Genomic DNA, 11,466 nt, shown 5'->3' with positions numbered 1-11,466 from the left:
TTCGAGGTGCGGCGCATTCTACCGAATTCGGCGTCACTGTCAAGCGAGAAGCCTCGAGGCGAACCTGGAAATCTCAAGCAAGTCAGTCACTTGCGCCACCTTCACACCGCCGGCCACGAAGCCCGTCGCCGGCAGCGGATGCGTACTCTACGGATACAGCGCCGTGAACGCAAGAGGTTTTTCTCAGATCACGAAAAGATCGACGAAACGATGTACCGGCGTGCTTTCCAGGCGCGCCTGATCCGCGCACAGTGCCAGTATTTCGTTGCAACGACGCGACGCAAAGCGGGTCGCAAGATTACTCTTAAATTTCCTTTCCAGTAATGGCATGCCTTCCGCTCGGCGCCGACGGTGACCGACGGGATACTCTACGGCCACCTGCTCGGTCTTGCTGCCATCCTTGAAGAACACCTGTATCGCGTTGGCAATGGAACGTTTATCGGCCTCGAGATACTCACGGCTATAACGCGCGTCCTCGACGACTTCCATCTTGTCACGCAATTGATCGATGACTGGGTGTGCCGCATGGAAAGCATCCTCATAGTGCTCAGCGACCAGGCTTCCGAATATCAAGGGGACGGCCGTCATGTACTGAAGGCAATGGTCGCGGTCGGCGGGATTGGCCAGACGCCCTTCCTTGGAGATGATACGAATCGCCGACTCATGGGTCGTGATCACGACTCTGTCGATGTCGTCCAGGCGGTCCTTGACCTGAGGATGCAGCGTCACGGCAGCCTCGCAGGCGGTCTGGGCATGAAACTCTGCAGGGAAGCTGATCTTGAACAGCACGTTTTCCATGACATAGGAACCGTAGCTTTGACTGACATGAAAGCGACGATCTTCTTCCGGCTTGAGCTGCTGGTCCTTGTTGGTCTTCGTGAACAGCACATCGTAGAAACCCCATTGCGGTGCGCTCAGCACACCGGGGATCCCCATTTCGCCACGCATGGCGATATCCGCCAGGCGCACGCCACGCGAGGTTGCATCACCCGCTGCCCAGGACTTGCGTGAGCCGGCGTTCGGCGCATGCCGATAAGTGCGCAGGCTCTGACCGTCGACAAAGGCATGCGACAGCGCGGCGAGCAACTGCTCGCGATCCGCCCCCATCAACTTGGCGACTACCGCCGTCGAGGCCACCTTGACCAGGGCGACGTGGTCGAGCCCGACCCGGTTGAACGAGTTCTCTAGCGCCAGTACACCCTGAATCTCATGCGCCATGACCATCGCTTCGAGCACATCACGCACGGTTAACGGGGCTTCGCCTTCGGCCACGCGCTTTTGCGATAGATGATCGGCCATCGCCAGGATTCCCCCCAGATTGTCCGAGGGATGCCCCCACTCCGCCGCCAACCAAGTGTCGTTGTAATCCAGCCAACGAATGATGGCGCCGATATCCCAAGCCGCCTTGACGGGGTCGAGACGCAGTTGAGTACCCGGCACCCGCGCACCGTGGGGCACAACGGTCCCCTCGACCAATGGCCCCAGATGTTTGGTACATTCGGGAAAGCGCAGCGCCAACAAGCCGCATCCCAGTGTATCCATCAAGCAGTAGCGGGCGGTTTCCAGCGCCTCCCGACCGGTGACACGATATTCCAGCACGTAATCGGCGATCGCCTGCAGCTCGGGATCGTAGTCAGGACGCTGGTTCTGTTCGACGTTGGCACTCATGTTGATTCCTTGAAGTCAGGCTCGAAGCTCGAAGCTCGAAGCCAGTATTATTGACGCTGCTCGATCGGTAACCATTCCTGCTTTTCAGGCCCCACATAATCTGCGCTGGGCCGGATGATGCGGTTGTTCTCGCGCTGCTCGGCGACATGGGCGCACCAGCCGGTGAGGCGCGAGCACACGAAGATCGGGGTGAACAGCTTGGTGGGAATGCCCATGAAATGGTAGGCGCTGGCGTGGAAAAAGTCGGCATTGCAAAAGAGCTTTTTCTCCCGCCACATGACGTCCTCGACACGTTCGGAGACAGGATAGAGATGCGTATCGCCCACATCCTCCGCGAGACGCTTCGACCATCGCTTGATGATGGCATTGCGCGGGTCGGATTCGCGATAGATCGCATGCCCGAAGCCCATGATCTTTTCCTTGCGCTCGAGCATGCCCAGTAGCGCACGCTCGGCCTCTTCCGGCGTTTGCCAGTCCTCGATCATTGCCATCACCGCTTCGTTGGCTCCGCCATGCAGCGGACCGCGCAACGAGCCGATGGCCCCGGTCACGCAGGAATGAATATCCGATAGCGTCGAGGCGCACACGCGCGCGGTGAAGGTCGAGGCGTTGAACTCATGCTCGGCGTAAAGAATCAACGACACGTTCATCACCCGGGCATGCAACGCCGAGGCCGGCTTGCCGTGCAACAGGTGCAGGAAATGCCCGCCTACCGAGTCGTCATCGGTCTCGGTGTCGATGCGCACGCCCTCGTGACTGAAGCGGTACCAGTAATTGATGATCGACGGAAACGCCGCGAGCATGCGGTCAGAGTGCGCCTGTTGCTCACCGACGCTCGCTTCGGTCTCGAGGTTGCCGAGTACCGAGCAGCCGGTGCGCATCACATCCATCGGGTGCGTATCGGCAGGCAGCTGTTCGAGCACCGTCTTGAGCGCATCGGGAAGGCCACGTAACGCCTTGAGCGTCGCCACATAGGCGTCGAGCTCGGCTTGTGTCGGCAATGCCCCCTTGAGCAGCAGGTATGCCACTTCCTCGAAGCGGGCGTGCTCGGCGAGATCATGGATATCGTAACCGCGATACGTGAGTCCCGAGCCGTCCTTGCCCACAGTGCATAACGCGGTGCTGCCCGCGCTCATGCCACGCAAGCCGGTACTGGTAGGCGTGTTATCCGCCATGGCGAGCCTCCTTGTGCCAGATCGTTAGCGTCGTTGTCTTAGGCTGATCGCGAGCAGCTACATCGAACGCTTACTGGTCCTCGTCGAACAGGGCATCCAGCTTGCGCTCGAAGGCGTGGTAGTCGAGAAACTCGTACAGTTCATCACGCGTCTGCATCTTGTCGAGAACATCGTGCTGATGCCCATTGTCGTGAATGCTGCGATACACCTCGAGGGCCGCGGCATTCATGGCACGAAAGGCCGACAACGGATACAGCACCATGCGGCAACCCACGTCATGCAGCTCCTGCTGAGTGAACAACGGCGTGGCACCGAACTCGGTGATATTGGCCAGGATCGGCGCACCGACGCCGGTGCAAAATGCACGGTAGTCCTCGAGGCTATGCACGGCCTCGGCAAAGATGGCATCGGCACCGGCTTCGAGACAGGCATTGGCTCGCTCGATGGCAGCTTCCAGCCCTTCCTTCTGGAAAGCGTCGGTGCGTGCGATCAAATAAAAATCGTCATCCAGGCGCGCATCGGCGGCGGCCTTGATCCGATCGACCATCTCCGCCTTGGACACGATGGCCTTGTTGGGTCGATGACCGCAGCGCTTCTGCGCGACCTGATCCTCAAGGTGCACCGCCGCCACGCCCGCGCGCTGCATCTCTTTAATGGTGCGGGCGATATTGAATGCCCCGCCCCAGCCGGTATCGATATCCACCAGTAGCGGCGTTTCCGAGGCCGCCGTAATACGCCGAGCATCCTCGACCACATCGTTCATGGTGGTCATGCCCAGATCGGGCAAGCCAAAGGACGCATTGGCGACGCCACCTCCGGAAAGATAGATCGCGGGATGCCCGACCTTTTCGGCCATGAGCGCCGTATAGGCATTGATGGTGCCGACGATCGGCAAGGGCCGATGCGCGTCGAGCGCGGCGCGGAAACGAGTACCAGGCGTGGGATGACTCATGACGTCGACTTCTCCTCGGAATCGGCCGAATGGGGCTCGCCTTCGAGCGTCTCGGCATAGTGTTTGGCGACGTTCTCTCGGGAGGCACTGACGTGGCGGCGCATCAGCAACTCGGCGAGCTCCTCGTCGCCGGCCTCGATGGCATCGACGATACGATGGTGCTCGACGAAGGCGCGTTGCGGACGCGCGCCGCTGGCACTGAATTGCGTGCGGTAAAGACGCACCAGGTAATAAAGATCATCACAGAGCATGGTCATCAACATGCGATTGTGGCTGCCTTGCACGATGCAGTAATGAAAATCCAGATCACCCTCGCGCTGGAAATAGGCTTCGTCGCGCTGCAGGTCCTCCTGCCGCTCATGAATCGCCAACACATCACGCAGCCCGGCGATTTCCGACGCCGTCATGTGGCGTGCCGCCAGGCGCGCCGCCATGCTCTCCAAGGCTTCGCGCAGATCGAATAATTCCAATAGCTCACGCATGGAGAGCTTGACCACGCGCGCACCGACATGCGGAATGCGCTCGATCAGGCGGTGAGTTTCCAGACGCCGCATCGCCTCACGCAAGGGGCCGCGTGAAATGCCGTACGCCTTGGCCAAACCCGGCTCGGTGATCTTGGTACCGGGCGCCAACTCTCCCCGCACGATGGCACTCTGGAGCTGGTTGAAGACGCGCTCAGCGAGTGTACGCACCTCGGGGACGTCGTCATGCGGATAGTCGTTCTGAAAAAAAGGCGGATGCGTCATAAAATTGTCGACAATAAAGAATTAGCCTTACTTTAGTAAGCTCATTAAAAAGGGTCAACCGCTTAAATCCCGACACTTCTACATCTTTCGCCGTATGAGCGATAGTCAGTGTCAAGCATATTGTCGACAATCAATCGCGTCCACCTGTTTCAAGCGTAGACACTTCTTGCAACAAAGCAGCGAGTCGCCGAGGTTTTTGAAACGGCAAGGAATGATCGGTGCCCGGCAGCTCGATGTAACGCCAGTCGCGTCGACGCTGCGCCAATATCGCATGATAGGCGTGCATGGCAGAGAGGCTCTTTCCCCCCACGACACTCGTCACATTACTCTGCGCCGCGAGCAAGACGTCACGATCGAGATGTCGAACGGCATCGGTCACGCAATCCAGCGCATTGGCAAATCCTAGAGGGCGATGTGCGAGACGCCGTATCATCATGCGCTCGGCCCGCGGGTTGCGCGTGCGGTGTGGCGCAATCAAATCCAGAAAAGCGACGATGCCCGTTTCCGGTGTCGACGCCTCGCGGATGGCTCGCGCCGCGTCGGCATAACCAGCGCGCACTCGCACCATGGTGGCATGGTCTTCGCGCTCCAGAAGCGCCGGCTCGAGCAGAAACGTGCGCCCGATGCGATCCCCCAGGCGCTGTTTGAGGCGCATCGCCACCAGCCCACCAAACGAATAGCCTATGACATCGCAGTAAGCGATAGCCTGGGCGTCGAGCAAGGCATCGACATCGTCGACGACCTCATCCAGCGAGAACGGCCGCTCGTGGCCATCCGCCTCACGCGTCGCCCCCATACCTCGTAAATCGGGCATCAGCAACGTTCGCCAGGCGTCGAGGTGTGACATCATGGGCCCCCAGGTCTGCTCGGCCGCCACCCCTGCACCATGCAGCATGAGGACATTGCCCTCACCGGATCGGCGATCGAGGCGCCGCCAGTGACATTGCTGACCCGGGCGTGCCAACGTGCCTTGCTGCATCTTGTCCTCGTCCGGCGACGCCGTCATCTTCGTCATCCTCTGTGTCGCGCCCATCAGGTGTTGAATGGCCGTCATTATCCGCCCACCCTCTCGGGCGGACAAATCCGGCCAGCTTGCCTAAAATGAGCCGCTCGCGACAGGAAACCTGTATTGATGCCGACACTCGAATTGACGCCTTTGCCCTACCACGATGATCCGCTGACACGCTTCGAGCGCCTGCGCCATCGTCCCGGTGCCGTACTACTGGACAGCGGCTTTCCAGCGGCCCCCGGCGGACGTTACGACATCCTCGCCAGCGACCCCATCGCGTGGCTGGAAGTCGATCGAGACGGCCGGGTCACCAGTGACGTGGCAAACCTTCCCGACGAGCCGCTCGCCGCTCAGCATGCCTTGCTAGAACGCCTTCCCACTGCCGATGTGACGAGCGAGCTGCCGTTTCTGGGCGGCTTGATCGGCTACTGGAGCTACGATTTCGGGCGCCATCTGGAGACCTTCACGGGTCATGCACGTGAGGCGGTCACGCTACCTCACAGCCGGGTCGGCCTCTACGACTGGGCTATCATCCACGATCATCATGCCCGTCGCGCCTGGCTCGTGGCCACGCCGGCACGCCGCACCCAAGCGCAGGCATGGTTACGCACCTCGCCAGCCCCCACCCCGGCATTCGCATTGCGCTCTCCCTTTCAGGGCGAACTCGACCGGGCCGCCTACGGTGAGCGTTTTCGGGCCGTGCAGCATTACATCCGCAGCGGCGACTGTTACCAGATCAATCTGGCCCAGCGTTTCAGCGCTCACTACCAAGGCGACTTATGGCACGCCTATCGGCGGCTGCGCCACGCCACACCGACGCCTTATGGCGCCTATCTCGCCTGGGACGACAAGGGCATTTTATCGCTATCGCCGGAGCGCTTCCTCGAAGTCGTCGAGGGGCGCGTGGAAACGCGCCCCATCAAGGGCACCCGGCCGCGCGGCAGCACCCCCATCCAGGATCGACGCTACGCCCGAGCACTGCGCGACAGCCGCAAGGATACCGCCGAGAACGTGATGATCGTCGACTTGTTACGCAACGATCTGGGACGCGTCTGTCAGCCGGGAAGCGTCCGTGTCCCTCAATTATGCCGCCTGGAGAGCTACGCCAACGTCCACCACCTGGTCAGCGTGGTCACCGGTGAGCTCGACGCGACACGGCATGCGCTGGACCTTCTCGGGGCCGCCTTTCCCGGCGGCTCGATCACCGGTGCGCCCAAGGTCCGCGCCATGCAGCTCATCGATGGCCTCGAGCCCAGCCGCCGCAGCGTGTACTGCGGCAGCATCGGCTATGTCGACACGCGCGGTCGCATGGATACCTCCATCGCCATCCGCACCGCCGTCGCGGAAGGCGGTCAACTCCATCTGTGGGGTGGCGGCGGCCTGGTCGCGGATTCCGATGAGGAAGCCGAGTACCAGGAAACGCTGGCCAAGATCTCGCGTCTGATGGACGCACTCGGCGCCGATGCGTCTCTTGAGTGCAATGAATCGCGTATCCTGAGCGAATGACATCCGCCATGCCTGAGCCCCTCGTTACCGATAGCATCAGCCGCTATCGCATCCGCCGTCGTCGCCAGCGTCGTCTCATCCTCGGCGTTGCCTTGCTGACGCTCGCCATGGTCATCATCGACATCGCGACCGGCCCCAGCCAGTATCCGTTACGCGATGTCTTCATGACGCTCGTCGCGCCGAGCGAAGCGCCGGAAGCAATGCGTATCATCGTCTGGAACATTCGTCTACCGGTGGCGTTGATGGCCATCGTCGTCGGTGTCAGCCTGGCGCTCGCCGGCGCCGAAATGCAGACTATTCTCAACAACCCTCTAGCCGACCCGTTCACGCTGGGCATTTCCTCGGCGGCGAGCGTCGGTGCAGCGCTTGCCATCACGCTCGGCGTGGGCATCGTGCCCTTCGCCGACACCTTGCTGGTCACCGGCAACGCCTTCCTGCTGGCGCTGGCCGCGTCGCTATTCATCTGGGGCGTCAGTCGCCTGCGCGGTGTCAACGTGCAGACCTTGGTGCTGATGGGCATCGCCATCATGTTCTTCTTCAATGCCATGCTCGGCTTGATGCAGTACGTCGCCTCCGCAGAGGCCTTGCAGCAACTGGTGTTCTGGTCACTGGGCAGCCTCAGCAAGGCCAGTTGGAGCAAGGTGGGCCTGGCGACCCTGGCACTTTGCGTGACGCTGCCGGTATTCATCCATGCCGGTTGGCGGCTCACTGCGCTGCGTCTGGGCGATCTTCACGCTCAAGCCATGGGTATCGATGTCGGGCGCTTGCGGCTGCGTATCCTGCTGTGCTGTTCGCTGTTGGCCGCCACCGCCGTGGCTTTCGTGGGGACGATTGGTTTCGTCGGCCTGGTGGGCCCGCATATCGCGCGCTTGCTGGTCGGCGAGGACCAGCGTGTCTTTCTGCCCATGTCCGCCCTCAGCGGCGCGCTGATCATGTCCGTCACCTCGATCCTCTCAAAAACGCTGGTGCCGGGCATTCTGCTTCCAATCGGTCTGCTCACCGCACTCATCGGGCTGCCGTTTTTCGTCTCGCTGATTCTGCGCAGCCGCAAGGAGATGTGGGGATGACGCTCAGACTCGAACGTCTCGATTGCCGCGTGGGTGGCATCTCCATCCTCGAGGGCATCGCCGGTCTCGAGGCACAGCCCGGCGAGGTCACCGCACTGATCGGCCCCAACGGTGCCGGAAAATCGACACTGCTCAAGGCCGTCGCCGGGCTCCAACGCGCCAACGGCTCGCTCATGTTGCATGGCCAGGAATTGGCATCGCTATCGCTCGAACAGCGTGCCCGACATCTTTATTACTTACCGCAAGAGTTCGGCTCACGCGCCGTACTTAGCGTGTTCGAGGCGGTGTTGCTGGCGCGCCGCACCCGCATTCACGAGCCGCATGAACGGGCGCTACGCAAGGTGCAGGCGACACTCAAGGCGCTGGAGCTGGAGCCCCTGGCCGAGCGCGATTTGAGCCAGCTCTCGGGCGGTCAACGACAGCGAGTCGCCATCGCGCAAGCCGTGACGCGCGAGCCGCCGTTATTGCTGCTCGACGAACCGACCAGTGCGCTGGATCTGCATCATCAACTGCAAGTACTCGATTGGCTGACCCTCCTGGCGGCGGAGCGCCATATCATCGTCGTCATCGCCATTCACGATCTGGGTCTGGCGGCGCGTTTTTCCCGGCGTATATGGATGCTCAAGGCAGGCCGTGTCGCCGCCAGCGGTGCGCCCGGCGATGTCTTGACCCATGCCCGCCTACGTGACGTTTATGCCATCGAGGCACATATCGAATGGCCGGACGACGAGCCGCCCCGCATCACCCCGCTCACAGCGATTCATTCCCTGGGGCGATGACCGCCAACGTTCATGCAGTTAGGTTCTAAAAGGACAATGACTGCCTTCATTAAAGGCATATAAGCTTCGAACCAATCGATATTGGGGGATCGTTTCATCCGTTTGCTAGGGTATGGCCATTCGTCGAAGTCGACAGGCTTCACGCCACCTTCCACAGGAGATCATCATGTCGCTCGATATCGACGCCATCAATCGCGAGCTTGGTCACGACCCGGAGGCGCTGGTTCGCTGGGCACTCGCGCTCGATGGCAAGGCGATCTGCACCACCAACTTCCGCCCCTTCGAGGCGGTGATCCTGCATATGATCACGCAAGTCCAGCCGGACATTCCCGTGGTCTGGATGGACTCCGGTTACAATACCGAGGCCACTTACCGCTTCGCCGAAGAGGTCAGTCGTCAGTTGAACCTCAACTTGACGATCTATCATCCGCGCCGCTCACGCGCACATCGCGACGCCGTCGAGGGGGAATTTCCGAGCATCGACGACCCGCGTCATGAGGCATTCACCGAAGAGGTCAAGCTCGAACCCTTCCAGCGGGCACTACGCGAAACCGCACCGCGTGTTTGGCTGACCGCACTGCGCGCCGAGGACACCACCGAACGCGCTCAGATGCAGCCGGTATCGATCAACCAGGATGGCTTGATCAAGGTCGCGCCAGTGCTCCACTGGAGCGCCAAGGACATGTATCAGTACCTGCAGAAGCACGACTTGCCCAACAACTTCGACTACTTCGACCCCACCAAGGTAGAAGACAAGCGCGAGTGCGGACTGCACCTTCAGCACTAGGCGTATGGCCCCAAGATCCGCGACTTGTCGATGCCGCGCCTATGAGGCATCGGCATTCTCGTAGGTTCAGGCTGCTTTTCAGCGTACCGGCAGTTCGATTCCCTCGAAGAGGACCTGCTCATGGCGCGGCCCCGCGGCCAACGCGGCTTCGACGCTATCGCGATCGAGATGCGGGGCGAAGCGATTGACGAAATCAAACATGAAACCGCGCATGAAGGTACCACGGCGAATGCCGATCTTGGTCGTCGAGCTTTCGAACAGATGGCTGGCGTCGAGCGCCACCAGATCACGATCGACGACCGGATCCACCGCCATGTGCGCGACGATACCCACGCCGAGGCCCAAGCGCACGTAGGTCTTGATGACATCGGCATCGACGGCGGTAAGTACCACGTTGGGCGTCAGATCATGCGCCTTGAAGGCGTCGTCGAGCTGCGAACGGCCGGTGAAACCGAACAGGTAGGTCACCAGCGGATACTCGGCCAAGGCTTCGAGCGTCAGTGTTTCCACCGACGCCAAAGGATGATCTTGTGGGACCAGCACGCAGCGGTTCCAGCGATAGCATGGCAACAGCACCAAGTCGGTGAAAAGATCCAGAGACTCGGTGCAGATCGCAAAGTCGGCCTGGCCTTCGCTGACCATCTGCGCGATCTGCTTGGGCGTGCCCTGCTGCATGTGCAACGCGACGTCGGGGTATTTCTGGCGAAACTCGTGAATGACCGGTGGCAGCGCATAACGTGCTTGGGTATGGGTCGTGGCGATCGATAGGCTGCCGCGCCGCTCGTCGCTGTGCTCTTGCGAGACATGCTTGATATTGTCGACGGTGCGCAGCACCTTGCCGGCCAGCTCGATGATCGCCTCGCCGGCAGGTGTGACACGGGTCAGGTGCTTGCCACTACGCGCGAATATTTCCACGCCCAGCTCGTCTTCCAGCAAGCGTATCTGCTTGGAGATGCCCGGCTGCGAAGTGAATAGGCTCTGCGCCGTGGCGGAGACATTGAGGTTATGCCGGGTCACTTCCCAGATATAGCGCAGTTGCTGGAGTTTCATGAGCGATGTCTCCCGACCTGACAATCTTTTATGGCATAAAATTTAATTTTGTGATTACTTTAAAGCATATGGTGCGAGAGTAGAAGAGGGCCCGACACCTTGGCAATAGCTTACTTGGAGGTGCGTGGAAAATCGCCATCATGATAAGCTGACGCTATTGTCACCATACCGATGGGGCATTTGCCACGGCCATGGTCAGCGGCTACCATCGCCTCATCTACGCTCGCAAAAGCGCAACAGAATACTGGAGAGATTCGTAATGGCTAACAATGTCGATGTCACCTCCGCGAACTTCGAACAGGAAGTCGTCAACGCCGACAAGCCTGTGCTGCTCAAGTTCTGGGCACCGTGGTGCGGCCCTTGCAAGATGATGGCGCCCGTCGTCGATGAAGTCGCCGACGAGAAGGCCGATGGTCTCAAGGTCGTCAGCATCAATGTCGATGACGCACCGGAAATCGCCTCCGAGCAAGGCGTGCGTGGCGTTCCAACGGTGATGATGTTCAAGTCAGGGGCCAAGGTTGCTTCCCTGGTCGGTGCACAATCCAAGTCGCAGCTGACCCAGTTCATCGATCAGAACGCCTGAGCGGCACACGCCCAGCGCTGAAGCACCTCCCATAACGCCCCGCGCCAACTGAACTGACCCCCAATCGTTGGACGGTTAGTTCTCTTAATCGGCGACCATGGCCTGAGTCCTGTATTGCACGGGGCTCAGGCCCTTTAGTCTCTG

At 60.7% G+C, this 11,466-nt stretch carries 12 protein-coding genes; 5 read left to right on the top strand and 7 right to left on the bottom strand.

Going from position 1 to position 11,466, the window contains the following annotated elements:
- Window positions 1-183: 183 nt before the first annotated feature.
- The 5 genes from prpD to C8E00_RS16525 all read right to left on the bottom strand — a co-directional run bounded on the left by prpD (window position 184) and on the right by C8E00_RS16525 (window position 5,547).
- Window positions 184-1,668, bottom strand: a complete 1,485-nt coding sequence (gene prpD / locus C8E00_RS16545; RefSeq protein ID WP_133698624.1) for a 2-methylcitrate dehydratase — start codon at window positions 1,666-1,668, stop codon at window positions 184-186.
- 47 nt (window positions 1,669-1,715) lie between these two features.
- Complete coding sequence (gene prpC / locus C8E00_RS16540; protein WP_133698623.1) at window positions 1,716-2,843, bottom strand: bifunctional 2-methylcitrate synthase/citrate synthase; 1,128 nt, start codon at window positions 2,841-2,843, stop codon at window positions 1,716-1,718.
- 70 nt (window positions 2,844-2,913) lie between these two features.
- Window positions 2,914-3,795 (bottom strand): methylisocitrate lyase, encoded by an 882-nt coding sequence (prpB, locus tag C8E00_RS16535; RefSeq protein ID WP_133698622.1) that lies wholly within the window; start codon window positions 3,793-3,795, stop codon window positions 2,914-2,916.
- A complete protein-coding gene (locus tag C8E00_RS16530; RefSeq protein WP_133698621.1) occupies window positions 3,792-4,541 on the bottom strand; it encodes a GntR family transcriptional regulator in 750 nt (249 codons plus the stop codon). Before C8E00_RS16530 ends, prpB begins: the two co-directional genes overlap by 4 nt.
- A gap of 130 nt (window positions 4,542-4,671) precedes the next feature.
- Window positions 4,672-5,547 carry an alpha/beta fold hydrolase gene (locus tag C8E00_RS16525; protein WP_133698620.1) on the bottom strand — a complete coding sequence of 292 codons (876 nt, stop codon included), beginning with the start codon at window positions 5,545-5,547 and terminating at the stop codon, window positions 4,672-4,674.
- 123 nt (window positions 5,548-5,670) lie between these two features.
- Here C8E00_RS16525 and pabB point away from each other — a divergent pair, with 123 nt between their 5' ends.
- The 4 genes from pabB to C8E00_RS16505 all read left to right on the top strand — a co-directional run bounded on the left by pabB (window position 5,671) and on the right by C8E00_RS16505 (window position 9,689).
- Entirely contained in the window at window positions 5,671-7,056 is a 1,386-nt protein-coding gene (gene pabB / locus C8E00_RS16520; RefSeq protein WP_133698619.1) for an aminodeoxychorismate synthase component I, read from the top strand.
- Window positions 7,057-7,064: 8 nt separating this feature from the next.
- Complete coding sequence (locus C8E00_RS16515) at window positions 7,065-8,123, top strand: FecCD family ABC transporter permease (RefSeq protein WP_243833218.1); 1,059 nt, start codon at window positions 7,065-7,067, stop codon at window positions 8,121-8,123.
- Window positions 8,120-8,902 carry an ABC transporter ATP-binding protein gene (locus C8E00_RS16510; RefSeq protein WP_133698617.1) on the top strand — a complete coding sequence of 261 codons (783 nt, stop codon included), beginning with the start codon at window positions 8,120-8,122 and terminating at the stop codon, window positions 8,900-8,902. The genes C8E00_RS16515 and C8E00_RS16510 overlap by 4 nt, the downstream gene beginning before the upstream one ends.
- A 166-nt stretch (window positions 8,903-9,068) precedes the next feature.
- Window positions 9,069-9,689, top strand: a complete 621-nt coding sequence (locus C8E00_RS16505) for a phosphoadenosine phosphosulfate reductase domain-containing protein (protein ID WP_133698616.1) — start codon at window positions 9,069-9,071, stop codon at window positions 9,687-9,689.
- Between the two features lie 78 nt (window positions 9,690-9,767).
- Here C8E00_RS16505 and cysB read toward each other — a convergent pair whose 3' ends face one another.
- On the bottom strand, window positions 9,768-10,739 hold the full coding sequence (gene cysB, locus C8E00_RS16500; RefSeq protein WP_133698615.1) for an HTH-type transcriptional regulator CysB: 972 nt from the start codon (window positions 10,737-10,739) through the stop codon (window positions 9,768-9,770).
- Between the two features lie 259 nt (window positions 10,740-10,998).
- Here cysB and trxA point away from each other — a divergent pair, with 259 nt between their 5' ends.
- On the top strand, window positions 10,999-11,322 hold the full coding sequence (gene trxA / locus C8E00_RS16495; RefSeq protein ID WP_133698614.1) for a thioredoxin: 324 nt from the start codon (window positions 10,999-11,001) through the stop codon (window positions 11,320-11,322).
- An 84-nt stretch (window positions 11,323-11,406) separates the two neighbouring features.
- Here trxA and C8E00_RS16880 read toward each other — a convergent pair.
- Window positions 11,407-11,466 (bottom strand): IS3 family transposase (locus tag C8E00_RS16880; RefSeq protein ID WP_133698526.1); only part of this gene is annotated, 60 nt, incomplete at its 5' end.

The organism is Chromohalobacter marismortui (genome assembly GCF_004364315.1).
GTDB lineage: Bacteria > Pseudomonadota > Gammaproteobacteria > Pseudomonadales > Halomonadaceae > Chromohalobacter > Chromohalobacter marismortui.
The sequence above is the reverse complement of the archived record's forward strand: the minus strand, read 5'-3'. Positions and strand labels throughout refer to the sequence as shown.